Origin of the sequence: Streptomyces sp. NBC_01224 (assembly GCF_036002945.1) — a bacterium.
In the GTDB taxonomy this organism is placed as follows: Bacteria; Actinomycetota; Actinomycetes; order Streptomycetales; family Streptomycetaceae; genus Streptomyces.
Genome location: NZ_CP108529.1, coordinates 6,143,216 through 6,168,091, shown reverse-complemented (window position 1 = coordinate 6,168,091; position 24,876 = coordinate 6,143,216). Strand labels below are relative to the sequence as shown.

At 69.5% G+C, this 24,876-nt stretch carries 21 protein-coding genes, 2 tRNA genes and 1 pseudogene; 5 read left to right on the top strand and 19 right to left on the bottom strand.

Annotation, left to right across the window (positions count from 1 at the left end; genetic code table 11):
• Positions 1–326 precede the first annotated feature (326 nt).
• The 3 genes from OG609_RS27705 to leuS form a co-directional block, all read right to left on the bottom strand.
• Positions 327–1,172: a DegV family protein gene (locus tag OG609_RS27705; protein WP_327275303.1), complete on the bottom strand. Its 846-nt coding sequence runs from the start codon at positions 1,170–1,172 to the stop codon at positions 327–329.
• A 130-nt stretch (positions 1,173–1,302) separates the two neighbouring features.
• The gene (locus OG609_RS27700; RefSeq protein WP_327275302.1) at positions 1,303–2,028 is read right to left on the bottom strand and encodes a hypothetical protein; all 726 of its coding nucleotides are present in this window, start codon (positions 2,026–2,028) and stop codon (positions 1,303–1,305) included.
• 198 nt (positions 2,029–2,226) lie between these two features.
• On the bottom strand, positions 2,227–5,100 hold the full coding sequence (gene leuS, locus OG609_RS27695) for a leucine--tRNA ligase (RefSeq protein WP_327275301.1): 2,874 nt from the start codon (positions 5,098–5,100) through the stop codon (positions 2,227–2,229).
• Positions 5,101–5,517: 417 nt separating this feature from the next.
• On the opposite strand from leuS, the pseudogene OG609_RS27690 reads away from it, so the two are divergent.
• Positions 5,518–7,031 (top strand): annotated as a pseudogene (locus OG609_RS27690) (ferredoxin); the annotation flags it as partial.
• 60 nt (positions 7,032–7,091) lie between these two features.
• On the opposite strand, the gene OG609_RS27685 reads toward OG609_RS27690, so the two are convergent.
• The 3 genes from OG609_RS27685 to OG609_RS27675 all read right to left on the bottom strand — a co-directional run bounded on the left by OG609_RS27685 (position 7,092) and on the right by OG609_RS27675 (position 9,160).
• Positions 7,092–7,164: transfer RNA gene (locus OG609_RS27685), tRNA-Ala, on the bottom strand.
• A gap of 135 nt (positions 7,165–7,299) precedes the next feature.
• Positions 7,300–7,533 carry a hypothetical protein gene (locus OG609_RS27680; protein WP_015608461.1) on the bottom strand — a complete coding sequence of 78 codons (234 nt, stop codon included), beginning with the start codon at positions 7,531–7,533 and terminating at the stop codon, positions 7,300–7,302.
• 259 nt (positions 7,534–7,792) lie between these two features.
• A complete protein-coding gene (locus OG609_RS27675; protein WP_327278206.1) occupies positions 7,793–9,160 on the bottom strand; it encodes an MFS transporter in 1,368 nt (455 codons plus the stop codon).
• A gap of 192 nt (positions 9,161–9,352) precedes the next feature.
• On the opposite strand from OG609_RS27675, the gene OG609_RS27670 reads away from it, so the two are divergent.
• Entirely contained in the window at positions 9,353–10,291 is a 939-nt protein-coding gene (locus tag OG609_RS27670; protein WP_327278205.1) for a helix-turn-helix transcriptional regulator, read from the top strand.
• A 20-nt stretch (positions 10,292–10,311) separates the two neighbouring features.
• On the opposite strand, the gene OG609_RS27665 is transcribed toward OG609_RS27670, so the two are convergent.
• The 7 genes from OG609_RS27665 to OG609_RS27635 all read right to left on the bottom strand — a co-directional run bounded on the left by OG609_RS27665 (position 10,312) and on the right by OG609_RS27635 (position 14,533).
• Positions 10,312–10,384, bottom strand: a tRNA-Ala gene (locus OG609_RS27665).
• Positions 10,385–10,550: 166 nt separating this feature from the next.
• Positions 10,551–11,204 carry a histidine phosphatase family protein gene (locus OG609_RS27660; RefSeq protein ID WP_266365611.1) on the bottom strand — a complete coding sequence of 218 codons (654 nt, stop codon included), beginning with the start codon at positions 11,202–11,204 and terminating at the stop codon, positions 10,551–10,553.
• The gene (rsfS, locus tag OG609_RS27655) at positions 11,201–11,632 is read right to left on the bottom strand and encodes a ribosome silencing factor (RefSeq protein WP_327275300.1); all 432 of its coding nucleotides are present in this window, start codon (positions 11,630–11,632) and stop codon (positions 11,201–11,203) included. The genes OG609_RS27660 and rsfS overlap by 4 nt, the downstream gene beginning before the upstream one ends.
• 114 nt (positions 11,633–11,746) lie before the next feature.
• The gene (locus OG609_RS27650; protein ID WP_327275299.1) at positions 11,747–13,456 is read right to left on the bottom strand and encodes an LCP family protein; all 1,710 of its coding nucleotides are present in this window, start codon (positions 13,454–13,456) and stop codon (positions 11,747–11,749) included.
• A gap of 19 nt (positions 13,457–13,475) precedes the next feature.
• On the bottom strand, positions 13,476–14,093 hold the full coding sequence (gene nadD, locus OG609_RS27645; protein ID WP_093897071.1) for a nicotinate-nucleotide adenylyltransferase: 618 nt from the start codon (positions 14,091–14,093) through the stop codon (positions 13,476–13,478).
• Between the two features lie 38 nt (positions 14,094–14,131).
• Positions 14,132–14,296 (bottom strand): hypothetical protein, encoded by a 165-nt coding sequence (locus OG609_RS27640; RefSeq protein WP_093897070.1) that lies wholly within the window; start codon positions 14,294–14,296, stop codon positions 14,132–14,134.
• A gap of 84 nt (positions 14,297–14,380) precedes the next feature.
• Positions 14,381–14,533 carry a hypothetical protein gene (locus OG609_RS27635; protein ID WP_176740246.1) on the bottom strand — a complete coding sequence of 51 codons (153 nt, stop codon included), beginning with the start codon at positions 14,531–14,533 and terminating at the stop codon, positions 14,381–14,383.
• A gap of 109 nt (positions 14,534–14,642) precedes the next feature.
• On the opposite strand from OG609_RS27635, the gene OG609_RS27630 reads away from it, so the two are divergent.
• Complete coding sequence (locus OG609_RS27630; protein WP_327275298.1) at positions 14,643–15,779, top strand: M48 family metallopeptidase; 1,137 nt, start codon at positions 14,643–14,645, stop codon at positions 15,777–15,779.
• Here the strand turns inward: OG609_RS27630 and OG609_RS27625 are convergent.
• From OG609_RS27625 to proB, 5 genes are all read right to left on the bottom strand, one after another.
• Positions 15,703–16,833, bottom strand: a complete 1,131-nt coding sequence (locus tag OG609_RS27625) for an SCO2583 family membrane protein (protein WP_327275297.1) — start codon at positions 16,831–16,833, stop codon at positions 15,703–15,705. The two genes, OG609_RS27630 and OG609_RS27625, sit on opposite strands and share 77 nt — an antisense overlap.
• A gap of 238 nt (positions 16,834–17,071) precedes the next feature.
• Complete coding sequence (locus OG609_RS27620) at positions 17,072–17,677, bottom strand: SCO2584 family spore wall biosynthesis protein (protein WP_327275296.1); 606 nt, start codon at positions 17,675–17,677, stop codon at positions 17,072–17,074.
• Positions 17,678–17,744: 67 nt separating this feature from the next.
• Positions 17,745–19,028 (bottom strand): glutamate-5-semialdehyde dehydrogenase, encoded by a 1,284-nt coding sequence (locus OG609_RS27615; protein ID WP_327275295.1) that lies wholly within the window; start codon positions 19,026–19,028, stop codon positions 17,745–17,747.
• 83 nt (positions 19,029–19,111) lie between these two features.
• On the bottom strand, positions 19,112–19,612 hold the full coding sequence (locus tag OG609_RS27610) for a hypothetical protein (RefSeq protein WP_327275294.1): 501 nt from the start codon (positions 19,610–19,612) through the stop codon (positions 19,112–19,114).
• Positions 19,613–19,756: 144 nt separating this feature from the next.
• Complete coding sequence (gene proB, locus OG609_RS27605) at positions 19,757–20,890, bottom strand: glutamate 5-kinase (RefSeq protein ID WP_327275293.1); 1,134 nt, start codon at positions 20,888–20,890, stop codon at positions 19,757–19,759.
• A 381-nt stretch (positions 20,891–21,271) separates the two neighbouring features.
• Between proB and OG609_RS27600 the strand changes: the two genes are divergently transcribed.
• Positions 21,272–23,311 carry a glycosyltransferase family 2 protein gene (locus OG609_RS27600; protein WP_327275292.1) on the top strand — a complete coding sequence of 680 codons (2,040 nt, stop codon included), beginning with the start codon at positions 21,272–21,274 and terminating at the stop codon, positions 23,309–23,311.
• 64 nt (positions 23,312–23,375) lie between these two features.
• Entirely contained in the window at positions 23,376–23,975 is a 600-nt protein-coding gene (gene rfbC / locus OG609_RS27595; RefSeq protein ID WP_327275291.1) for a dTDP-4-dehydrorhamnose 3,5-epimerase, read from the top strand.
• 72 nt (positions 23,976–24,047) lie between these two features.
• On the opposite strand, the gene OG609_RS27590 is transcribed toward rfbC, so the two are convergent.
• A complete protein-coding gene (locus tag OG609_RS27590; protein ID WP_327275290.1) occupies positions 24,048–24,842 on the bottom strand; it encodes a class I SAM-dependent methyltransferase in 795 nt (264 codons plus the stop codon).
• Between the last annotated feature and the right edge of the window lie 34 nt (positions 24,843–24,876).

Genomic DNA, 24,876 nt, shown 5'->3' with positions numbered 1-24,876 from the left:
GGGCCGCGCGACCCGCCCGCCGTACGCACCTCCCATGAGGGCGTCCGCCCGACGGCGCGAAGCCGCCGCTGCGACGTCGGCACGCCCGCGGGACGACTGTCGCCGTCCGGGTCCGAGGCCGGGACCGCCACGGGCGCGCCCGTCCGAGCCCGGGGCGCGGCCGGGGCCGCTGCCGCTTCCGCTGGTTGCACGATGTGATCGGGGAGCCATGCCTCACGACGGTAGGCACATCCGTCCGAACCCGCTGAGCAGGTCCAATTTCGGTGGACAACCGACCAGTTGTGGATAACTCGACCACCCCGAGGGGTGAGGTCGACGAACCGGCTTCAGCGCAGCGAAACCACTGCCCCGAGCAGACCGGGACCGGTGTGCGCACCGATCACCGCGCCCACCTCGCTGACATGCAGATCGACCAGACCCGGCACCCGCTCACGCAGCCGCTCGGCGAGCCGCTCGGCCCGCTCGGGTGCCGCCAGGTGATGCACGGCGATGTCCACCCGGCTGCTGCCCGCCCGTTCCGCGACGATCTCCTCCAGACGCGCGATCGCCTTCGAGGCCGTCCGTACCTTCTCCAGCATTTCGATACGGCCGCCGTCCAGCTGGAGCAGCGGCTTCACGGCGAGCGCCGATCCCAGCAGAGCCTGCGCGGCACCGATACGACCGCCGCGGCGCAGATAGTCCAGCGTGTCGACGTAGAAGTACGCGGAGGTGCCCGCAGCCCGCTTCTCCGCGGCCGCGACGGCCTCGTCCAGGCTGCCGCCCGCCTCCGCCGTCTCCGCCGCCGCCAGGGCGCAGAACCCGAGGGCCATGGCGACCATCCCGGTGTCCACCACCCGTACCGGAACTGGTGCGTCCTTCGCCGCGAGCAGAGCCGCGTCGTACGTACCGGAGATCTCGGCCGAGAGGTGCATCGAGACAATGCCGGTGGCTCCGGCCCCGGCCACCGCCCGGTACGCGGCGGCGAAGACCTCCGGGCTGGGCCGGGAAGTCGTCACGGGGCGACGTTTCTGGAGCGCCACCGCGAGGGAACGGGCCGAGATCTCGGTGCCGTCCTCCAGAGCCTGATCACCGAGGACGACGGTCAGCGGCACCGCGGTGATGCCGTGCCGCTCCATCGCCTCGGGCGGCAGGTAGGCCGTGGAATCGGTGACGATCGCGACATGGCGGGACATGAGCGGGAGGTTACCTGGCGAGTCTGCGGCTCGGCAGTCCGACCCCGACCGAATGATCGCTCCCGATCGCTTCGGACCGCTTCCTGTCACCGCCGGTCATCGAACGCCTCACCACCGGTCATCGAACGCCTCAGTTCGTCGTTTCGGGCCGAGCTGCCTTCTGCCACGGGTATTCGGTCTGCCGTCGCGGATCCGGAGCCGTGATCGCCTGTGCCACATCATCGGCCGGCCCACGCCCCTGACCTTGCCGCTGCCCCTGGTCGCGCCCGTCGCCCTGCGGCTTCCCCTGCCCGCGGACCGGCTCGTCCGGCTCCACCGTCCAGTGCCGCAGCGCCCCGGCCTCCACATCGATCTGCGCATTCAGCGCGTCCAGATCGTCGTCGTTGAACTGCCGCGCCCGGTCCCGCGCGGCCCACCGCAGCGAATCCGCAGAGTGCGTGATCCGCTCCGTACGCTGCTTCAGTCCCGGCAGCAGCGAGGCGACCGTCGCCCGGTCGGGCTCGCGCTCCAGTTTCTTCAGCTCGTCGTCCAGCTCACGCCCGTGCACACTCAGCCGTTGGAAGAGGCCCAGTGACTCCGAGAGCGAGGCATCCTCGGCGACTCCCGACTGCAACGCCTCCTGCGTGGCCCGCATGGATGTGCGCAGCGCGAGCCGCAGCTGTGCCAGCTCTCCGCCCACACCCGCCTGGCCATAGCTCTTCGCCCGCAGCGTGGTGTCCTCGACGGTTCGGCGCGCCTGGGTGATCGTACGGTCGACACCCCGCTTCGCCGCGCCGATGGCCTTGACGCCCATATACACGCCCAGGGCCATGAAGGCGAAAAAGAGCAACCCCAGAATCAGGATCACGGCTTCCATGAGCGCCCCTCGGATGTCGTTTCGGCTGCCGGGTGCCGGCCCCTCCACCGTAAACGGAAAGGGCAGGCCGAGGGTTCCTTCGGAACCCCCAACCTGCCCGTAGGGGAAGGCCCCCACACCGCTGTACAGCAATCAGCGGTTACGCGACGACCGTCACGCGGGGACGATGAGCACCCTCGCGCGGGACGATCGGCCGCATCACGCCGGGACGATATTGACCAGCTTCGGCGCGCGCACGATCACCTTGCGGATCCCCGCACCGTCCAGCGCCGCGACCACGGCCGGGTCGGCCAGGGCCAGTGCTTCCAGCTCCTCGTCCGCGATCGACGGGGAGATCTCCAGGCGAGCCTTGACCTTGCCCTTGACCTGAACGACGCAGGTCACGGTCTCGTCCACGACGTACGCCGGGTCGGCGGCCGGGAAGTCCTGGTGCACGACCGACTCGATGTGGCCCAGCCGGCGCCACAGCTCCTCGGCGATGTGCGGCGCCAGCGGCGCCACCAGCAGCACCAGCGACTCGGCGACACTCCGGGACAGCGGGCCGCCTGCCTTGGTCAGGTGGTTGTTCAGCTCGGTGACCTTGGCGATGGCCGTGTTGAAGCGCATCCCGGCCATGTCCTGGCCGACCCCGTCGATCGCCTTGTGCAGTGCCCGCAGCGTCTCCTCACCCGGCTCCGTGTCGACGACGGTGACCTCACCGGTCTCCTCGTCCACGACGTTGCGCCACAGCCGCTGCAGCAGCCGGTACTGACCGACGACAGCACGCGTGTCCCACGGCCGCGACACGTCCAGGGGGCCCATCGCCATTTCGTACAGGCGCAGCGTGTCGGCACCGTACTCGGCGCAGATCTCGTCCGGCGTGACGGCGTTCTTCAGGGACTTGCCCATCTTGCCCAGGACGCGGCTGACCTTTTCGCCCTGGTAGTAGAACTTTCCGTCCCGCTCCTCGACCTCGGCCGCCGGAACCGCGATGCCGCGGCTGTCCCGGTAGACGAACGCCTGGATCATGCCCTGGTTGTACAGCTTGTGGAACGGCTCGGCGGACGAGATGTGCCCCAGGTCGTGCAGCACCTTGGACCAGAAGCGGGCGTACAGCAGGTGCAGTACGGCGTGCTCGGCGCCGCCGACGTACAGGTCGACACCACCGGTCGGCTGCCCCTCGCGCGGGCCCATCCAGTACTGCTCGATGGCCGGGTCGACCAGCTGCCGGTCGTTGTTCGGGTCCAGGTAGCGCAGCTCGTACCAGCAGGAGCCCGCCCAGTTGGGCATGGTGTTGGTCTCGCGGCGGTACTTCTTCGGGCCGTTGCCGTCGCCCAGGTCCAGGGTGACGTTGACCCAGTCGGCGTTCCGGGACAGCGGGGTCTCGGGCTGGGTGTCGGCGTCCTCGGGGTCGAAGGTGCGCGGCGAGTAGTCGTCGACCTCCGGCAGTTCCAGGGGCAGCATCGACTCGGGCAGCGGGTGGGCGATGCCGTCCTCGTCGTAGACGATCGGGAAGGGCTCGCCCCAGTAGCGCTGGCGGCTGAACAGCCAGTCGCGCAGCCGGAAGTTGACAGTGCCCTCACCGAGGCCGTGCGCCTTCAGCCACTCGGTGATCTTCGCCTTGGCGTCGACGACGCCCAGACCGTCCAGCGAGATCTCGTCATTGGCTGAGTTGACCAGCTTCGCTTCGTACGAGGCGAAGGCGTCGTCCCACGTCGAGGGGTCGGTGCCGCGGTCGCCCGACGGCTCGACGACACAGCGCATCGGCAGCTCGAAGGCGCGCGCGAAGGCGAAGTCGCGCGCATCGTGCGCCGGTACGGCCATGATCGCGCCGGTGCCGTAACCCATCAGGACGTAGTCGGCGATGAAGACGGGCACCTTCTCGCCGCTGACCGGGTTGGTCGCGTACGCACCGGTGAAGACACCGGTCTTGTCCTTGGCCTCGGCCTGCCGCTCCACGTCGGACTTGGCGGCGGCCAGCTTGCGGTACGCGGTGACGGCCTCGGCCGGTGAGGCGTGCCCGCCGGTCCACACCGGGTGGGTGCCCTCGGGCCAGGCGGCCGGAATGATCCGCTCGACCAGCTCGTGCTCGGGCGCCAGCACCATGTAGGTGGCACCGAACAGGGTGTCCTGGCGGGTGGTGAAGACGGTGATGTCGCCCGCACCGTCGACCGGGAAGTCGACGCGAGCGCCTTCGGAACGCCCGATCCAGTTGCGCTGCTGCAGCTTGATGGCCTCGGGCCAGTCCAGCCCGTCCAGGTCGTTCAGCAGCCGGTCGGCGTAGGCGGTGATGCGCATGTTCCACTGGCGCAGCTTGGCCTTGAAGACGGGGAAGTTGCCCCGCTCGGAGCGGCCGTCGGCCGTCACCTCTTCATTGGCCAGTACGGTGCCCAGGCCCGGCGACCAGTTGACCGGCGCGTCGGATGCGTACGCCAGGCGGTACTCGCCCAGGACGTCCGCGCGCTCGGCGGCGCTCAGCGCGCTCCAGTCACGGCCGTCCGGGGTGGGACGCGAACCGCTCTCGAACTGTGCGACCAGCTCGGCGATCGGACGGGCCCGGTCGGACTCGGTGTCGTACCAGGAGTTGAAGATCTGCAGGAAGATCCACTGCGTCCACTTGTAGTACTCCGACTCGATCGTGGCGAACGAGCGGCGCTTGTCATGGCCCAGGCCCAGCCGGCGCAGCTGGGCAGTCATGTTCTCGATGTTGGCCTCGGTGGAGACCCGCGGGTGCGTGCCGGTCTGCACGGCGTACTGCTCCGCGGGCAGGCCGAAGGCGTCGAAGCCCAGGGTGTGCAGCACGTTGTGCCCGGTCATCCGCTGGTGGCGGGCGAAGACGTCGGTGGCGATGTAGCCCAGCGGGTGACCGACGTGCAGGCCCGCACCCGAGGGGTACGGGAACATGTCCATGATGAACTTCTTCGGCTTGGCGGCCAGTTCCGGATTGCCCGCCAGGTCACCGGTCGGATTCGGTGCCTCGTACGTGCCCTCGGCGTCCCAGAAGTCCTGCCAGCGTGCCTCGATGTCGGCGGCCATCGCCGCCGTGTAGCGGTGCGGCGCAGCCGTCTCGGCTGCGGAATTCGTCTCGCTCATGATCCTCAAAGCTCCATCGATCGTCATCTGCCGGCGCCCACGTCTACGGACACGCGTCTACGGAAACGAAAAATCCCCTCGCACAGGAGGGGACGCCGCGCCGATTCCGACCAGGCATTCTCACCGGTCGGGACTGATCAGCGCGGCTCGCTAAGCAGAAGGCGTACGGCACGCATGGCGTCAGGGTACCGCACGGGCCCGGAACCGGTCCGGGCCCGGCCGGTCCGTGGACGGGACGGGGAAGCGACCGCACGACGGAACGTCCGGGAAGCGGGGATTACTCCGCGTACCGCCGTGTACCGGGGCAACCGATCAAAGCCCGTACTGGCCGGTATGGAGCGACTTAGCATGCCGCAACGGGACCGCTTTGCCGAACTATTCGAAGTCGCCCCCCATGAACCTTCATCGCAAGATCCGCTCAACACCGGCTTCGACCTGGTCGAGCGGCTGGACCTCGCCATGCACCTGAAGGTGCACGGACGCTCGAACCGATGACCGGCGAGCATCTCGCCGAGCTCGCCGAGACCCTCTTGCCGCGCGGCCGCGGCGGTGCCGGATTTCCGTTCGGGAGGAAACTGCGGGCGGTCGCCAGGCGTCCATCCGACGCGGCGTGCGCCCCGTCGTGGTGATCAACGGAAGCGAGGGCGAGCCCGCCTGCCGCAAGGACACCGTTCTGCTCAACCGCGCTCCGCATCTCATCCTGGACGGCGCGCTCCTGGCGGCCGAGGCGCTGGGTGCCCGTACGTCGATGGTCGCCGTCACCCGTAACTCCACGGAGATCTCCGTGCGCGCCGCCCTCGCCGAGCGGGGCCTGTCCGACCGGCGTGGCCAGCAGTTGCGTGCCCGCGTGGTGCGTACCACCGAGCGAATGGTCTCCGGGGAGGCCTCGGCGGTCATCCGGGCGGCGGGCGGCGGCCCCGCCCTGCCGCCCGGCCGCCGAGAGCGCGCCGCCGAGTCGGGGGGCTCGGGCGCCCCGACCCTGCTGTCGAACGCGGAGACGTACGCACAGCTCGCCGTCGCCGCCCGGATCGGCGCCCGCCGCTACGGGCACACCGGCCTGCCCGGCGAACCCGGCACCGTGCTGCTCAACCTCTCCGGAGCCGTCTCGCGCCCGATGGTCATCGGGGTACCCACGGGTGTGCCACTGCGGTACGTGCTCCAGCTGGCCGGCGCGCCGCCGTTGCCGCAGGGCGTGCTGACCGGCGGCCATCACGGCAACTGGATCGACGCGATGGCGTCGCACGACGCCGTGGTGTCCCGGGAGTCCCCGGCCGCGGCCGGTGGCGCGCTGGGAGCGGGAGCGATCCTGCCGATCGGGCCCGAGAGCTGCCCGCTCGGCGAGGCCCTGCGGGTGGCGAACTGGCTCGCCGCCGAGACCGCGGGCCAGTGCGGTCCGTGCAAACCGGGGCTGCAGGCCGCGGCGGGCGGGGCTGTCCGACGTACTGAACGGGCGGCGGGCCCGCGGCCCTGGAGGCGCTGCGCGAAGTGACCCGGGCAGTGGGCCGGGGCGCGTGCAAGCATCCGGACGGCTCGGCACGCTTTGTGACCTCGACGCTGTCCGCCTTCACGGACGACCTGGCGGCACATGTCCTGGACGGCGGCTGCGGCCGCGAGACGCTCGGGGTCCTGCCCCTGCCCGCGCCCGGCCGACAGCGCCTGGAGGAGTCCATTCCGAGTGGCTGGCGGTGGACTGGACGCTCTGCCAGGGCCACGGGCTCTGCGCGGACATCGTCCCTGAGTTGATCGCGCTGGGCCCCGACGGTTACCCGGCGCTCGCGGACGCAGCGGTTCCGATGCATCTGAGGGGGCGCGCACAGCGCGCAGTGCGCCGGTGTCCCGCGCTGGCGCTCCGCATCGAGCAGGAGGCGGCGGAACGCCCCGCGCCGCCGCCGGTCATCGGCCGGAAGGCCCTTGGCAGCGGCCGCAATTGATGTACGTACACGAGAAGCGGGTCACCCCGTGAGGTTGACCCGCTTCTCATTTCTTCACTGTGGAGCTAAGGAGAATTGAACTCCTGACCTCCTGCATGCCATGCAGGCGCTCTACCAACTGAGCTATAGCCCCGTACTGTGTGCCGCCCGGTTCCCCCTGGCGACATCGAGAACATTACCGGTGACCCCGCCACTCCACCAAATCGTTTCCCGCCTGCACAGCTTTGACCGAATTTGCGGCATCTTGGTCAAGTGATGGCGAGGCGGTTCACGCGGTGGCGAAGGAGTAGAAGCGCTTGAGGGTGCAGTGCTCCTCCAGCAGCCGCCCGTAGATCGGCTCCCCCTCCAGCTCCCGGTAGGTCTCGATCGGGTCGCCCTTTATGATCAGCGCCCGCGCACACTCCTCGCACCAGTACTGGTACTCCGGATTGATCGGATCCATGTCCCTGACGATGGGCGTACCGCTGCCGCACCAGTCACACTTCCGCCTGTGTGCACCCATGGGTCAGCTCCGGCTTTGGCCGCGGGCGGTACACATGCAGGAGACTCCGCCGTTCCCGCCGAGCACTTGGACCGCATGGGACGGATCACCAGCAGGACGACCCGCGCGGACGCGGCGTTCGGGGACAAGGAGCAGGTCCGGGACCTCGTCGCGGCTCGCAGGCATCGCGCGCTCCCTCCCGTTCGGTCCGTCGCCCCCTCCGGCGGTCCGATTCTGCCATGACGCCGCAAGGGGGTCAGCCCGCCGGACATCCGGCCGGTCACCGACGCCGTACGAGACCCACCGACGCGCCTGCGATCGCGGCCACCGACAGTGCGAGAGTGCATTCCCACAGGGCCTGCCCCGACCCCTGCACCCCTGACGTATCAAGGCGGTTGAGATAGAGCGTGCCGAATGTCGCGACGCCGAGCAGCTGGCCGAGCTGGGTGACGGTCACCAGTACGCCGCTTGCATCAGCCGCATCCTCCGGACGTACGTTCGCCAACGCCCCCGTAAGGGTGGGGCTGAAGCCCAGCGCCATACCGCTGCCCGTGATCGCGAAGGCCACGTACAGCCAGAGCCCGCCGTCGCCGCCGTCCCGCATCAGCAGCCCGATGGCCACGGAGGCGACGGCCACCAGGGCGAACCCGACCGGCACCAGGGCCCCTTGGAGCCTCGCGGGCCACCGGCGCCAGGTCAGCCCGACCGCACCGAATACCAGCGCGGTCGGTGCGAACATCAGCCCCGCGCGCAGCGCCGAGTAGCCCAGACCGCCCTGGACGTGCAGCGTCATCGCAAAGAGGAAGCCCGCGTTGATCGCCATCACCACAAGAATGCGCAGTGCCGCCCGCGCCATGCCGGGGATGCGCAACACCCTGGGCGCGATCAGGGGCGCACCACCGCGCGCGGCCAGCCGTGACTCATAACCGACGAACCCGGCGAAGAACCCCACGGAGGCGATCAGGCAGACCCACGACCAGACCGGCCAGTCCAACTCCTGCCCGAGCACCAGCGGGACGGTGAGCAGCGTGACGGTTGCGGCGAGAAGCACCAGACCCGGCAGATCGAGTCCGCGGGCACGCGCCTGGGCTCTGGCGTCCCCCGTGCGCGGTTCGCCGGGCAGCACACGGATGCCGAGCACCAGCAGAACCAGCCCGATCGGCACATTCACCAGGAAGACCGGCCGCCAGCCCGCGCCGAACAGATCGGCGCTGACCAGCACCCCACCGACCACCTGCCCGGCGGCCGCCCCGGTGGCAAGCACCGCGCTGTAGGCGCCGAGCGCACGGATCCGCGCCTCGCCGGCGAAGTGGCGCTGAATGAGGCTGAGCACCTGCGGAATCATCACCGCCGCACCCGCCCCCTGGATCAGCCGGAAGGCGATCAACTGCCCGGTTCCCGCGGCAAGTCCGCAGGCCAGCGAGGCAGCCGTGAAGACGGCGAGTCCGGCCAGATGAGCCCGGCCGTGTCCGAGCAGCCCGCCGAGCCTGGCACCGGTGATGAGCAGCACGGCGTACGTGATGGTGTAGCCGGCCACGATGAGCTGCAACCCGGCTCCGGAGGCGCCGAGTTCACTCCGGATCGTCGGGGCGGCGACGTTGACGATGAAGATGTCGAGCAGCGCCATGAACTGAGCCGCGAGCACCAGGGCAAGCACTCTGCCGGGACGTTTGACAGTGGTGGCGTCTTTACTGGTTACGGAACGTGGAGTTGCCTCTGAGATCGTCGTCATGGCATAGAGCCTGACCCCGGTCGAATACGGGTAACGAGAGCCCGCTGATGCTGGCACTGACAGCACCTGGCAACTCCCGTGCAGAGCACCGACGATGGGGGCGTGACAATGGTGACGGCACATCAGCAGGAGCAACACCGGCGGCGTCCGGAGCTCGCGGCCTTTCTGCGCAACCGCCGGGCGCGGGTGACACCCGCCGATGTGGGCATGGCGCCCGGACTGCGCCGCCGCACCCCGGGCCTGCGCCGCGAGGAGGTCGCACAGCTCTCCGGCGTCGGTGTCACCTGGTACACCTGGCTGGAACAGGGCCGTCCGATCAACGCCTCACCACAGGTCCTGGACGCCGTGGCGCGCACCCTGCGACTGGACGCGCCGGAGCGCGAGCACCTCTATCATCTGGCGGAGGTGGCCTACGCCCCGGGCAGACAGACCGACGCTATAGAGGTGGGGCCCGAGATCCAGGGCATCATCGACGCACTCGATCCGCACCCAGCCGTGGTCTACAACACTCGGTACGACGTCCTGGCCACCAATCCCGCCTACCGCAACCTGTTCGGCGTCCCCGAAATGGCGGGAACGAGCGTACGCAATGTGCTGTGGACGCTGTTCACGGTGCCCGAGGAGGCCTGTCCCGTCGTCCACCGGACCCAGGAACTGCCGATCATGGTGGCGACGCTGCGGGGAGCCTACGGACGCCATACGGGCGAGCCCGCCTGGGAATCGTTCGTCGAACAGCTCTCGGCCGCCAGCCCGTACTTCGCCGAACTGTGGCGCAGTGGGGATGTCGCCCCGCCGGGACCGCGGGTGAAGACCTTCCGGCACTGGGCGGCGACCGACGAGATACGGATGACCTCGGTATCGCTGTCCGTCAACGGCCTGCCGGAGTGCCGGATCGTGGCCTACACCCCGGCCGACGAGGAGAGCGGCGAGCAGGTGGCGGCGCTGCGGCGCCGGGAGGGGCGACCGGACGTACAGTCAGGGCATCGGACGGCCGGACGGGACCCCAGGCCGGACAGTCAGGGGGAACGCAAAGATCCCGCCCCCTGATGGGGACGGGATCTTGATTGTGGAGCTAAGGAGAATTGAACTCCTGACCTCCTGCATGCCATGCAGGCGCTCTACCAACTGAGCTATAGCCCCGCTGTTCGCCGTGTTTCTCTGCGTTTCCGCGCTGCGAACAAGAAGAACTTTAGCCTGTGACCAGCCAGAAAGTGAAATCCGGCCGACGCCGCCCGGAGGTGGCCGCCGAGCGCCGTGCGGGCCCGCCTCGCAGGCAGGCCCATGGCACCCCCAGGCCCCGGCGCTCCTACGTGTCGTCGCCGAGCACCGGCTCCGGCAGCGTGCCGGCATTGTGCTCCAGCAGGCGCCAGCCCCGCGCGCCCTCGCCCAGCACCGACCAGCAGCAGTTGGAGAGCCCGCCGAGCCCTTCCCAGTGGTGCGCCTCCAGACCCAGCAGCCGACCGATGGTGGTGCGGATGGTGCCGCCGTGGCTGACCACGACGAGTGTGCCGCTGTCGGGCAGCTTCTCGGCGTGTCCGAGTACGACAGGGGCGGCCCGGTCGGCGACCTCGGTCTCCAGCTCACCGCCGCCGCGGCGCACGGGCTCGCCGCGCTTCCATGCGGCGTACTGCTCGCCGTACAGCTCCACGATCTCCTCGTGGGTGAGGCCCTGCCAGGCGCCCGCGTAGGTCTCGCGCAGTCCCGCGTCGTGCGCTACTTCGAGGCCGGTGATCGCGGCGAGCTCGGCGGCCGTGGCCGCCGCCCGCTGCAGATCCGAGGCGACGATCGCAGCCGGCTTCAGCGAGGCGAGCAGCCGGGCGGCCCGCTGGGCCTGCCCGACGCCGGCCTCGGTGAGCGCGATGTCCGTGGAGCCCTGGAACCGGCGCTCCAGATTCCATGCCGTCTGGCCGTGTCGCCAGAGAACGATCCTGCGGCCCCTGCCGCTTCCGCTGCCGTTCAGCTCCGCTCACCTTCCGTGCTGCCGGTGAGCTGGGCGTGCTCCGCGGCCTTGCCCCGGGTCTTGACTGCGTCCTCGGGGAGCGCGATCTCGGGGCAGTCCTTCCAGAGGCGCTCCAGCGCGTAGAAGACCCGCTCCTCGCTGTGCTGGACATGGATGACGATGTCGACGTAGTCGAGGAGAATCCAGCGCGCGTCGCGGTCGCCCTCACGGCGCACCGGCTTGGCGCCGAGTTCCTTCTGGAGCCGCTCCTCGATCTCGTCGACGATCGACTTGACCTGGCGGTCGTTGGGGGCCGAAGCCAGCAGGAAGGCGTCTGTGATCGACAGCACGTCGCTGACGTCGTACGCGATGATGTCGTGCGCGAGCCGGTCGGCGGCCGCCTGAGCGGCGGCGTTGATGAGCTCGATGGAGCGGTCCGTGGCGGTCACAAGCAGGCTTTCGTCGGCGGTCAGATCAACCTCTAGGGTCTCACGGACCGCCGACAGCCCACGCAGCGAATGTTCGAAGATCGAATCGACATCATCCGGGCGGTGCGGTCCCGGTCATTTGATCTCGTAGTTCTGGCCCAGCACGACGGACACATCCGCGTTCGCGGCGGGCTTGCCCTGCTTCAGCGCGCTCGTCGGCAGGCCCAGGGTCTTGGCGACCTGCGTCGCCTTGTCCTTGTCCGCCGCGGTCTTGTAGACGACCTCGGACAGCGCCGCGGTCTCGGCCGTTCCGCCGCCGACGAAGACATAGCCGCCGTTGACCAGCTTGATCTGGGCGGACTCCGTGCTGTCCTTGTCACCGGTGGCGTTCTTGATCCCGACCCGCACCGCCGCACCGGCTTCCGGAGCCTTCACCGTGCCGCCCAGGATGTCCTTGACGACGCTCTCGGTGGCCGCGTCGGTAAGGGTGCCGTCGGCCTGCACCGGCAGCAGTGCCGTCTTGTAGTCGCCGGCCTTGGCATGCTGGGCGAGCTTCGCCAGCGAGGCACCGAGATCCTTCTCGGGGAGCGACGGGTCGAGGATCTGCGCCAGCGTCTGCACGGTGACCGTGGCGGCCTTCGGATCGTCCGAGATCTTCCGCAGAACGCCCCGCATGACCTCCCCGAACCGCGTGAGCTGCTTCGCCTCCGCCTCACCGGGTGCCCGGTAAGTGGCGTATGCAACGGCCATCTGGCCGCTCAGGGTCTGCGCCTCACCCTTCTTCACCAGGGGGGAAGCGCCCTTCTTCGTGTCGGGCACTTCGGTGTCGGTGTCGACCTCGATGCTGCCGACCAGATCGACGAGAGTCTCCAGATAGGGGGTGTCGAGCCGCCACGTGCCGCTGATCTTGGTGCCGAGCAGTGTGTCGATGGAATCGCGGGTACCCGTGGTGCCGTCGTCCTCCACGGACTTGCCGAGGGTGGTCGTGACGCCCTCGTCGTCGGCGACCGCGAGCGAGTTGGGGAGCAGGACCGTGGTCCCCTGTTTGGTCGTCACATTGTCGACGAGCAGCGCCGTGGAGGTGCCGCCCTTCTTGGTGTTGCGCAGATGGACCACGATGACGTCCCGCTGCTGCGGGCCCGTCGATGCGGTGTTGTCCTTCTCCGAGCCGGAGAGTCCGGGGATCTTGCCGGCGGACCAGAGGTAGCCGACCCCGCCGACCACCACCAGGACCACCACGACTATCAGCGCGACCATGCGGTTGCGGCCGCGACGCCGTGCCTCTTCGCGCCGCTCGCTGCGGCTCTCGGTGAACTTCAGCCAGTCGATGACGTCTTCGGAGTCCTCGTCGGGCTCCTCGATGAAGGAGAACTGCTCTGTGCGGTAGTCGCGGTCGGCTCGGCGCTGCCCGGGGACGGCCGGTTCCGGGCCGGCCTCGAAGTCGGGCTCGGGCTCGGGTTCCTGCCGGGCCGGCGCGGGTGCGGGCGGGGACGGCTGTGCGGCGGCCTGCTGCGGGATGTTCCACTGCTGGGTGGTGTCGACCGCGGCGGGCTGTCGGCCGGTGTCGTAGCCATAGCCGTCGTAGCCGCCGTATGCCTGCTGTTGGGGCTGTTGCGGCTGCTGGGGGGCTGCGTACGGGTCGTACGGCTGCTGCTGAGGCTGGGCGTACGGGTCGTATCCGTACCCCTGGTCGGCCTGATGCGGCTCCTGCTGGGGCTGCTGAGGCGCATACGGGTCGTACGACTGCTGTCCGGGCTGCTGATACACCGGCTGCCCGTACTCGTCGTAGCCGATGATCTGCGGCTGCTGGTAGTACGGGTCGTACGGGTTCTGTCGGTCGTTCACCGGTGCCCCTCTGCGTGGCTCATTCGCCGCGGTACAGCTGGCGCTTGTCGATGTAGCGGACCACGCCGTCCGGCACCAAGTACCAGACCGGCTCCCCCTGCGCGACCCTCTCACGGCAGTCCGTGGACGAGATCGCGAGCGCGGGCACCTCCACGAGGGAGACCCCGCCCTCCGGCAGCCCGGGGTCCGCGAGCACGTGCCCCGGCCGCGTCACACCGATGAAGTGGGAGAGGGAGAACAGTTCGTCGGCGTCCCGCCAGGTGAGGATCTGGGAGAGCGCGTCGGCGCCGGTGATGAAGAAGAGGTCCGCGTCGCCGTGGATCGCGCGCAGGTCCCGCAGCGTATCGATGGTGTATGTCGGCCCGCTGCGGTCGATGTCGCTCCGGCTGACCGAGAACTGCGGGTTGGACGCCGTCGCGATGACCGTCATCAGATAGCGGTCCTCGGCCGGGGAGACGTGCTTGTGGCTCTTCTGCCACGGCTGCCCGGTCGGGACGAAGATCACCTCGTCGAGGTGGAACTGGGCGGCCACTTCGCTGGCCGCCACCAGGTGTCCATGATGAATCGGGTCAAATGTCCCGCCCATCACGCCGATTCGGCGCTTCCCGCGGCCGGTAGGCACTTCCTGCTCTCCCATGCGTGCAGAGCCTACTGGCACAGCTGTACGCCTCCGCCTCAGCGGTCGCGGTTGAAGCGAGTGGTGATCCACAGCAGGAGCAGCAGCACGACGAATGCACCGCCTCCGGTGAGATACGGGCTGAGGCTTTCGTGGTTGCCACCGTGCTCGCCGCCCTCGGCGGCGAGGGTGACCAGCTGGTGCGCGGTGCTCGTGAGGCTCATCTTCGGCAGGACCTATCGATCGGGAGTCGGAAGGAAGACGTCGCTCACATCGTATGCGGGCGCCCCGGGCACGCTCACGCCGACTCAGTCGTTGTTGTCGTCGTTGCGGTATCCGCGGAGCAGGAACCAGCCGAGCAGGACAGCTCCGACGAGCGAGGCGAGCAGCACGATGCGGAGCGTATTGCCGGGCCCCTGATCCTCGGATGCGGCGGCGAGCAGAGCAACGGTATGCGGCATGTCGGGCGTCTCCTCAGTTATCCACAGCCCCCCGCACACCGTAGCCCCAGCACCTACGCTGGGATTGTCAGGGGGCGAGCGACGTCTCGTACGAACAGGGGGCCCATTCATGACCGAACGCAGCCACGAGAGCCACGAGAACGTGCCGAGCAGGCAGCGCAGGCGTTTCGCAGGGATCTCGTCCCGGGCCTACGAACACCCGGCGGACCGCTCGGCCCTGGTGGCCCTGCGCAAGCTGAGCGGTTTCGACACCGTGTTCAAGACACTGAGCGGTCTGCTGCCCGAGCGCAGCCTGCGACTGCTCTTCCTCTCCGACTCCGTCCGGGTGAGCGACGCGCAGTTCGTCCACCTCAACGACATGCTGCGGGACGCCTGTTACATCCTGGACCTGGAAAAGGTCCCGCCGATGTACGTCAACCAGGACCCGCAGCCCAATGCCATGTGTATCGGTCTCGACGAGCCGATCATCGTGGTGACGACGGGGCTGGTGGAGCTGCTCGACGAGGAGGAGATGCGGGCCGTCATCGGCCACGAGGTGGGACACGCCCTTTCCGGCCACGCCGTGTACCGCACGATTCTGCTGTTCCTCACCAGTATCGCGTTGAAGGTCGCCTGGATCCCGCTCGGCAACGTCGCGATCATGGCGATCGTGACGGCACTGCGCGAGTGGTTCCGCAAGTCGGAGCTGTCGGCAGACCGGGCGGGGTTGCTGGTCGGACAGGATCTGCAGGCGTCGATGCGCGGCTTGATGAAGATCGCGGGCGGCAATCATCTGCACGAGATGAATGTGGACGCCTTCCTCGCCCAGGCCGACGAGTACGAGAAGGGCGGCGATCTGCGCGACTCAGTGCTCAAGATCCTCAATCTGCTGCCCCGCTCGCACCCCTTCACCACGGTGCGCGCGGCCGAGCTGAAGAAGTGGTCCGAGACGCGCGACTACCAGCGGATCATGGACGGCCACTACCCGCGGCGCGACGAGGACAAGGACACCTCGGTGACGGACTCCATCCGGGAGTCCGCGGCGCACTACGCGGACACGGTGCGCACCAGCAAGGATCCGCTGATGAAGCTGGTCGGCGACATAGCGGGCGGCGCCGGGGACCTGGGCGGCAAGCTCCGCGACAAGTTCACCGGTCAAGGAGGCGGGGGCGCAGCCGGCAAGGGCGGTGCTACGGACGGCTCCGCGGGCTCTGCGGGGCCCCAGGAGCCTCGGAACCCTGATGAGCCCGGGGCTGCTGGGAGCTGACCATCAGCGTCCCGCACAGCGCCGCAGTGGGCCGGTCCGTCGCGTACGGGTCTGTGCCCGCGGGGCCGCGGGAGACGGCGTGCTGCCCGGCGAGCAGCGGCCGCAGCGCACCGGTTGTGTCCGCCGGGCACGCCTGCGGTCCGGCCTGTGCGTAGCTGGTGCGCAGCTCCAGCCGGTGCAGCCGCAGGTCTTCCCGGTCAAAGCGGAAGTGCAACTCGCGCCGTACGGTGAAGAGCGAGGCGCCACCTGCCCGTTGGGGTCCCGAGACCGCCGGGCGGAGCGTGTATGTGAAGGTGTGGTCCGACACCACCTCCAGGGTGTCGGACCCCGCCTCCGTGTAGCCCAGGGTGCCCCGGACCCGTATGTCCGGAGCGGCCAGTGCCACCTTCGCCGGGTCGAAGCGCACCAGCCAGCCGGTGGCGGCATGCTGTCCGTCGTCGTCCGGCCGGCTCATGCTGCGGTCGAACTGGGCCATCTGGTCCGGGTCGAGCAGCAGTTCCACCGGCCGCACCGCGTTTCCGGTGAGGACGTCGGGGTCGAGCGAGGACGCCACCAGGTAGTCCTTGACCGTGGTCAGGGCCGTCGCGACCTGGCTGTCCGAGAAGTTGTCCGTCCCTCGGATCGCCGGCAGATTGATGCCTGCGGCACCTGTTTCGAACTGTGCGGCGGGGCTCTTCGCGAGGAGGTCGGCGGCGGTTCCGCCGGGTACGGCACCCTGGGGAGCCAGGGGGACGACGGTCGACCTCAGAGGTTCGGCCCTTCTGCCGACGGGCGCCTGGTAGGGGTGGCGGAAGCCCATGTACACGGCCGTTCCGAAGGCCAGGGCGATCAGGAGGATCAGGGCGATGGCTGCCTTGGAGCCGGCGCGGAAACCCCGGGCCGGGAGGCTGCGTACGGCACGGGCGTGGTCCCCCATGCGCTCCTGGGCGGAGAATTCCTTCAGCCGGGCAGCACGCACGAACGACTCGTCGAAGACGAGTGACCGGTACTCGTCCTCACCGCCGCCCGGCGCGCTCTCGGGCGGACCTTCTGGTGGTTCTCCGCGGTCTGCCATGACTTCTCCCGACTCCACGTCACCGACCGGGGCCGAAACGCTTCGCTCTGCTTCGGCCGAATGGCTTCGGACAGGGCCTGCCCGTCATGAGTTCGCATGACTACGCATGTACGGACGAGTGAGAAGCCCCCTCTGAGAGAGGGGTCACACCTTCAGGGTAGGTCGATTACGACCGGGGTAAACGCCCAGCCGCGAGAGAACCGCCCGAGAGTTGCCCCGGGGCCCCGGCCGACCGCCCTCAGGACGGGCGCGGGACCGCTGAGACCGTGGGGCGGAGGTAGCCGGCCGAGCCCGACGGGATGGCGCTGGGGACGGGGCCGGGTGCACTGTCCACGCCGGTCGTGGCGGGTGGCGGGGCGGGGTCCTGGCGGTTGCCCGAGGTGTTGCGGTAGACGGCGCTGAAGGCCAGCGCGACCATTCCGATGCCCATCAGCACGGCGAGCAGCCAGGCCACCGGCCGGTGCCAGCGCGCTGCACCCCGGTAGGGGCGCAGGACACCGCCGTGGCGCCCGTAGGGGCCGCTGCCGTACGCGCCGTCGCCATCGGGGTCCAGCGGGTCGCCGTAGGCGCTCCCGCGGCCATATGCGCCGCCCGGCCCGTATCCCTCGTCATAGAGCTCGTCATCCGGCGGACCGCCGCCCGCCCGCGCTCTTGACGCCTCGGCCTCGGCGCGCGCCTGCGCAGCCGCCAGGAGTCGCTCCACGGCGGTGGGTTCATGGATCTCGGCGGCCCGTACGAAATCCTCGTCGAATACCACGGAGGCGAAGTCCTCGTCCGCGCCCCCGCGGTCGTCGTCGGGCTCCCAGCCGTCCGGGAACGGCCTGCCCCCCACGTCGTCCGGCACGGCTCCAGACTAGCCCCGCCGGGTCGTTCTGGGCAGGGAGCCCGCAACATTCACCGCAGCCGGACGGTCACCGCACGTGGCCGTCGCCCGTGACGATGTACTTCGTCGAGGTCAGCTCCGGCAGGCCCATCGGCCCCCTGGCGTGCAGCTTCTGCGTGGAGATGCCGATCTCGGCGCCGAAGCCGAACTGACCGCCGTCGGTGAAGCGCGTCGACGCGTTCACGGCCACCGTCGTGGAGTCCACCAACTGGGTGAAGCGGCGGGCCGCGGCCTGGGAGGTGGTCACGATCGCCTCGGTGTGACCGGAGGACCAGAGCCGGATGTGCGCGACGGCCGCGTCCAGCGACTCCACGACGGCCGCGGCGATGTCGTACGAGAGGTACTCGGTCTCCCAGTCCTCCGGCGTCGCCGCCACCACAGTGGCGTTGGACCCCTCGGCGTATTCGAGGACCCGCTCGTCGCCGTGCACGGTCACCCCGGCGCCGGCCAGCGCGTCCAGTGCCCGGGGCAGGAAGTCCGCGGCGATGTCCTTGTGGACCAGGAGCGTCTCGGCGGCGTTGCAGACGCTCGGGCGCTGCGCCTTGGAATTGATCAGGATGTCGACGGCCATGTCGAGGTCGGTCTGCGCGTCCACGTACACATGGCAGTTGCCGGTGCCTGTTTCGATGACCGGAACGGTGGATTCCTCGACCACTGTGCGGATCAGCGAGGCGCCGCCGCGCGGGATGAGGACGTCGACGAGGCCGCGCGCCCGCATGAGTTCCCGTACCGAGTCGCGGCTCTCGCCCGGCACCAGCTGCACCGCGTCGGCCGGGAGGCCGGAGCCGCCGACCGCGTCGCGCAGCACCCGTACGAGCGCGACATTGGAGGCGTACGCGGAGGACGAGCCGCGCAGCAGGACGGCGTTGCCCGATTTCAGGCAGAGGGCAGCGGCGTCGACCGTCACATTGGGCCGGGCCTCGTAGATGATCCCGACCACGCCGAGCGGTACCCGGACCTGTCGCAGGTCGATGCCGTTGGGCAGGGTCGAGCCGCGGACGACCTCGCCGACCGGGTCGGGCAGCGCCGCGACGTCCCGCACATCGGCGGCGATGGCGCGAATCCGTTCCGGGGTGAGGGTGAGCCGGTCGACGATCGACTCGCTGGTCCCGGCCTCACGGGCGCGAGCGACGTCCTCGGCGTTGGCCGCGACGATCTCACCCGTCCGAACTTCCAGCGCGTCCGCGATCGCCAGCAGCGCGTCGTCCTTCGCCGCGCGCGGCAGTGGCGCGATGTCGGCGGCGGCGGAGCGTGCCCGGTAGGCGGCCTGGGCGACCGGGGACATGTTGTCGTACGGCGAGAGCGTGGTCATGCCCGCAGGGTAGTGCGCACACTGCGGGCATCCGTCACGTATCCCGTGATGCGAGACAACTGCCCCGGGGGCCGCCGCCGCGCTCAGTACGGGTGCACGCCGACCGGGGCGGCCGGGGGCGGCCCGTATCCCTCGGCGACGCGCTGGTGGTACGTCTCTCGGTCGATGACTTCCAGGCCGACGATCTCCCAGGGCGGAAGCCCGGCGGTCGAGCGGTGTTCCCCCCACAGCCGCAGCGCGACGGCCGCCGCATCGTGCAGGTCACGGGCCTCTTCCCAGTAGCGGATCTCCGCGTGGTCGTTGGCGTACCGGCTGGTCAGCAGGAAGGGATGGTCGTGCGCGAGCTGTTCGAGACCCCGTCTGACCTCCTTCAGCGGAATCGCGGCGCCCGAGACGCTGAGCGTGATGTGCCAGAGTCTCGACGGGGTGCGCTCCTCCTTCGCCACCGTCGGCTCGGGCCCGGTGGTCCGGTCGTCCTTGCGGTCCATGGACCGGCTCTCGTCGAAGCCGACACCTGCTCCGACACTGGTCAGGGCCCGGCCACCCGTTCCTCGGGGCGGCGCCCCCGGGCGCGCTCGTCTCACCGGCGGCCTCCTGTGAATGCGTTTGCTGTGCTGTACCCCGCTGTGTCCCCGTTACAAAGTTGACCAGTCCGCGGCCGACGATGGGGCGCTTTTCGTGAAGGTCCCTGCCCCGAGGCTGGACTTTCAGCCGTTTCAGGGGGTCTGTCAGGGGTGCAGGACGACAAGATCGTCCCTGTGTACGACCTCGCGCTCATATGCTGGACCGAGTTCACGTGCCAGGTCGCGGGTGGATCGGCCGAGCAGCTGCGGAATCTCCTTGGCGTCGAAGTTGACGAGTCCGCGAGCCACGGGACGGCCTGCGAGGTCGCGCAGTTCCACCGGGTCCCCCGCGGAGAACTCGCCCTCGATCGCGGCGATTCCTGCGGGCAGCAGCGAGCTGTGCCGCTCGACGACCGCCCGTACGGCCCCGTCGTCGAGGGTCAGCGAGCCCTGCGGGGTGGAGGCGTGGGCCAGCCAGAGGAGTCGGTCCGCCGAGCGGCGTCCGGTGCGGTGGAAGTACGTGCCGGTGTCGCGTCCGGCCAGCGCGTCGGCGGCCCGGCTCGCGGAGGTGAGGACGACCGGGACTCCGGCGGCCGTGGCGATCCGGGCGGCCTCGACCTTGGTGACCATGCCACCGGTGCCGACGCCCGCCTTCCCCGCACTGCCGATGGCGACACCCGCGAGATCCTCGGGGCCGGCCACTTCGGCGACCCGTGAGGTGCCCGGGGTGCTGGGGTCGCCGTCGTAGAGGCCGTCCACGTCCGAGAGGAGGACCAGCAGGTCGGCGCGGACGAGATGGGCGACGAGCGCGGCGAGCCGGTCGTTGTCGCCGAACCGGATCTCGTCGGTGGCGACGGTGTCGTTCTCGTTGACGATCGGGAGCGCACCCATGTCCAGGAGCTGGTCGAGGGTGCGGTAGGCGTTGCGGTAGTGGGCGCGGCGGCTGGTGTCGTTGCTGGTGAGCAGCACCTGGCCGACGCGTACGCCGTAACGCGCGAAGGAGGCGGTGTAGCGGGCGACGAGCAGTCCCTGTCCGACGCTGGCCGCGGCCTGCTGTCTGGCCAGGTCCTTGGGCCGGCGGTGCAGCCCGAGCGGGGCGAGCCCGGCCGCGATGGCGCCGCTGGAGACGAGCACGATCTCGCGCTCCCCGCCGCTCCTCACCTTGGCGAGTACGTCAACGAGCGCGTCGACGCGGTCCGCGTCGAGGCCGCCCGCCGCGGTGGTGAGGGACGAGGAACCGACCTTGACCACGATCCTGCGGGCCTCTGTGACGCCCTGCCTTGCCCCTGACACGTACATCCCCAATGAGTCGGCTCGCCCAGCCCTGGCAATCTACGCGAGCGGCGGAATCGGCGCCTGTGCGTTCCGGCCCGTGGACGTGTGAGCGGCTCCATGGCCCGTGTGTCCGGCCCCGCCGCCGAAGAGATGGACAGCCGCATCAACAGTCGAGCTCATTGCTCACATCGAATGACCGGCTTCTCGACGTGGTACACCGGCGCCGGGCGAACGCGCGCGGAAGAATCGAAGCGCGCCAACCGGCGCAACCATCGGAACATCTCGCTCATCTAACAGCCGATAGGGTGCGTGACGGCGGCCCTCCCCCGTTTTCGGCAGTGTGCAGTGTCGGCCCCGCATCCGCCGCCATCTCCAGGGACCTCTACCAGACATGGGACAGCAGCGATGCCAGTCAAAGTAAGTGTCGTCATTCCGGTTTACAACCCGGGCAAGTACATCGACCCCTGCATCGACTCACTTCTGCGACAGACCCTCCCTGCAGGGGAGTTCGAAGTTCTCTTCGTCAACGATGGATCCACGGACGACACTCCTGAGCGGCTCGAAAAGCTGGCGGCGGAACACCCTCATTTCCGGGTGATCACCATCCCCAACTCCGGATGGCCCGGAAAGCCCCGCAACGTCGGTGTGGACGAAGCGAAGGGCGAGTACGTCCAGTTCGTGGACCAGGACGACCATCTCGCATCCGACGCGCTGCGCCGGCTGTACGAGATGGGGCACCGCAACGGCTCGGACATCGTCATCGGCAAGGTGGCCAGCAACTTCCGCGGTGTCCCGCACGGCGTGTTCAAGAAGAACCGCGAGAAGTGCACCCTGCGCGACGCCCCTCTGTACGACAGCCTCACGCCGCACAAGATGTTCCGGACGGAGTTCCTCCGCAAGAACGGCATCGCCTACCCCGAGGGCAAGCGCCGTCTCGAGGACCAGCTCTACATGATGCAGGCGTACTTCCCGGCCGAAGTCGTCTCCATCCTGGGCAACTACACCTGTTACTTCTATTCCCGGCGCGACGACGGCAAGAACGCCGGATCCACCAGGATCGTTCCGGCCCACTACTACGGAAACCTCCGCGAAGTCCTGGACGTCGTCGTGGCCAACACCGAGCCGGGCAAGTTCCGGGATCTGCTGCTCCGCCGCTTCTACCGGGTCGAGATGCTGAGCCGGCTCAGCGAACCCGCGGTGGTCAAGTACCAGCCCGAGTTCTTCGGCGAGATGTGCGACGCGATCAGGCCGCTGGCCATCGACTTCATGGGCGACGGTGTGCACGACGGCCTCGGCCCGCTGTTGCGGATCCGGTCCACACTCCTGCGCAGGGACGACCGGGAGGGGCTGCTCCGGATCGCCCGGTTCGCCGGGTCCGTCAAGGCGTCGGCACGTCTGGAGGAGTTCGCCTGGCAGCCGGACGGCCGCGTCGCTGTCACCGTCACCGCTCGGCTGGTCCAGGGCGACGACGAGGCCCCCGTGAAACTGCTGCGCCGGGACGGCCGCTACTTCCTGCACCCGGACAACGGCGGCGGGCTGCTGGCCGAGGACGAACTCCTCGATGTCACCGATGACATCGACGGCTTCTCCGCCGAACTGTCCCTGCGCAATCGCGAGACGGCCGTCGAGTGGCCCTGCCCCGCGACGTTCGCCACTCGGACCGTCGAACTCGGCGACGGAGCCTGCGAGATCGTCCTGAGCGGCAGTGGCCATGTGTCTTCGGAGGCGGTCAAGGGCCGTGGCCGGGTCTCCCGCGGCTTCTGGGACATCTGGGTGCCGCTGCGCGGCCTGGGCCTGGTCCGCAAGGCAAGGCTGGGTGCCGACCGCGCACCGGAGGTGGACGCCGCCTGCCTGCCTGCCTCGCTCGGCTCGCCGGCCCGTGCCGTCGTCCCGTACTTCACCGACCCGCACGGCAACCTCACGCTCGATGTCGCCCGTCGCAGCAAGAAGCTCGCCGACTATCTGGGCGGCCGCCCCGTTCTGCGGACCCCGGGTCGGCGTCCTGAGCTCCGGCTGGAGCTCTTCACCGCCACCACGACCGTCGCCTCCGACGCCCAGCTGGTCCTGAGCCCCGCCGACGGAACCGGCTCGGCCGTGCACACGCTGCGTACCGTGCTGCAACCGACGGAGGGCAGGGCCCACCTCACCGTGCCCGGCCGCGCCCCCGGCGTCGCGGCGGGCGCCTGGAAGCTCTCCGTACGGCTGGACGGCGAGAAGGGCCCCGCGCTCGGTCTCTGCGACGTCACCGTCGACAAGGGCGGCAGGATCCAGCTGGATCCCGAACTGCCCCAGGCCGCGGACACGATCATGGTCGGGGCGGCCTCGCAACGCCGGAAGGCGACTCTGCGTCGCGCGCTGCGCACCGTCGGCGGCCCGATCGTGCGCAGGCTCCCGCCGCAGGGCCGGAAGCGCGCGCGCCGTCTGGCCGCCCGGCTCACCGGCTGATCCGCTGCCGACGACGGTCCCACCAGCGCCAGCACCAAACACATCGGAACAAGGACGTGATCGCATGCGGCAGCTCTCCATCGCAGGGGCCTGGGTGCACGAGCCCAAGGTCTTCCCGGACAGCCGCGGCAGCTTCCACGAGTGGTTCAAGGCGTCGGAGCTCAGCGAGGCTGTCGGACACACTCTGCAGCTCGCGCAGGCCAACTTCTCCATCTCCAGCCAGGGAACGCTGCGCGGCGTCCACTTCGCCGACGTGCCGCCGAGCCAGGCGAAGTACGTCAAGTGTGTACGCGGCGCGGTGCTCGACGTCATCGTGGACATCCGGGTCGGCTCCCCCACGTACAAGCAGTGGGAAGCCGTCCGGCTCGACGATTCGGACCATCACTCCGTCTATCTCGCCGAGGGTCTCGGCCATGCCTTCATGGCCCTGACGGACGACGCGTCGGTCGTCTATCTGTGCTCCGAGGGCTACGCGCCCGGCCGTGAGCACGGCATCAACCCGCTCGACCCCGAGCTGGGCATCGAGTGGCCGGAGGGGATCACCCCGCTGCTGTCCGACAAGGACGCCGCGGCCGCCTCGCTGGCCGAGGCCGAGGAACAGGGCCTGCTGCCGTCGTACGAGGCGTGCCAGGCGTACTACGCGCAGCTGCGCGCCCGCGGCTGAGCCCGGACAGGAACGCCGAAGCCCCCCGTGGTCCATGCGGATCACGGGGGGCCTCGTACTGTCTCGGTCCGGTCAGCCCGTCACGGCCTCGATGCGCCTCCGCAGGGGCGCGAACGCCGAGCGGGGGCGGCGCAGGTTGCGGGCGCGGGCCAGGGCCGGCCAGAAGTCGGCGCCGAGCAGCGCCTCGGGCCGGACGGCGTTCTTCCGCACCAGCACCTCCTCCGGCACATCCTGCGGATCGGGCACGACGTACTCCTCGATGATCTCGTCGTACGCGTTCTTCAAGATGTCGTTCTCCGGGTTGGCGCCGAACACGGCGACCACACCCGTCGGCGCCGTGTCCACCTCTACGACCACCAGGTCGGGACGGTAGCGGCGCAGCACCTGCACGACCTTGTACACATCACCGGTCCAGAACTTGGTGTGCCGGTCGCGGGCCGCCTCGTCGACATCGCGCGGCAGCATGTCGTCCAGCACGATCACGCTCGACCAGCGGGCGTGCTTCTCGACGTTCATGAAGTCGCGCAGCGCGTACTCGAAGAGGTGCATGCCGTCGATGAAGGCGAGCTCCAGCTTCGGATCCCCGCCGAGCACATTGAGGGGATCGCGGCGGGCGAGGGCGCGGAACGGGTTGCGGCCGTTGCGCAGGTGCAGCAGCGGATCCTTGCGGGCGAAGAAGGCGTCGCTCGTCGCCTTGACCAGGTGGACGTCGCAGCTGATGTCCGTCACCACGCGGAAGGCGGGGTCGACGGCGACGGAGGGCACTCGCGAGAGGGCCAGGCTCCTGCCGTCGTTGACCCCGATCTCCAAATAGTTCCGAGGCCGGTAGACGCGGTGCAATTGACGCAGAAAGTCATGGCGGTTCACGTGGAGCAGCCCTTCGGAGGAAACCAACTGGTCT

Bases quoted from the DNA above. Each gene is read 5' to 3' on its own strand.
- OG609_RS27705 (WP_327275303.1), bottom strand. From the start codon at position 1,172: ATGTCCCGCCATGTCGCGATCGTCACCGATTCCACGGCCTACCTGCCG.
- OG609_RS27700 (WP_327275302.1), bottom strand. From the start codon at position 2,028: ATGGAAGCCGTGATCCTGATTCTGGGGTTGCTCTTTTTCGCCTTCATG.
- leuS (WP_327275301.1), bottom strand. From the start codon at position 5,100: ATGAGCGAGACGAATTCCGCAGCCGAGACGGCTGCGCCGCACCGCTAC.
- OG609_RS27680 (WP_015608461.1), bottom strand. From the start codon at position 7,533: ATGGGTGCACACAGGCGGAAGTGTGACTGGTGCGGCAGCGGTACGCCC.
- OG609_RS27670 (WP_327278205.1), top strand. From the start codon at position 9,353: ATGGTGACGGCACATCAGCAGGAGCAACACCGGCGGCGTCCGGAGCTC.
- nadD (WP_093897071.1), bottom strand. From the start codon at position 14,093: ATGGGAGAGCAGGAAGTGCCTACCGGCCGCGGGAAGCGCCGAATCGGC.
- OG609_RS27640 (WP_093897070.1), bottom strand. From the start codon at position 14,296: ATGAGCCTCACGAGCACCGCGCACCAGCTGGTCACCCTCGCCGCCGAG.
- OG609_RS27635 (WP_176740246.1), bottom strand. From the start codon at position 14,533: ATGCCGCATACCGTTGCTCTGCTCGCCGCCGCATCCGAGGATCAGGGG.
- OG609_RS27630 (WP_327275298.1), top strand. From the start codon at position 14,643: ATGACCGAACGCAGCCACGAGAGCCACGAGAACGTGCCGAGCAGGCAG.
- OG609_RS27625 (WP_327275297.1), bottom strand. From the start codon at position 16,833: ATGGCAGACCGCGGAGAACCACCAGAAGGTCCGCCCGAGAGCGCGCCG.
- OG609_RS27615 (WP_327275295.1), bottom strand. From the start codon at position 19,028: ATGACCACGCTCTCGCCGTACGACAACATGTCCCCGGTCGCCCAGGCC.
- proB (WP_327275293.1), bottom strand. From the start codon at position 20,890: ATGTACGTGTCAGGGGCAAGGCAGGGCGTCACAGAGGCCCGCAGGATC.
- OG609_RS27600 (WP_327275292.1), top strand. From the start codon at position 21,272: ATGCCAGTCAAAGTAAGTGTCGTCATTCCGGTTTACAACCCGGGCAAG.
- rfbC (WP_327275291.1), top strand. From the start codon at position 23,376: ATGCGGCAGCTCTCCATCGCAGGGGCCTGGGTGCACGAGCCCAAGGTC.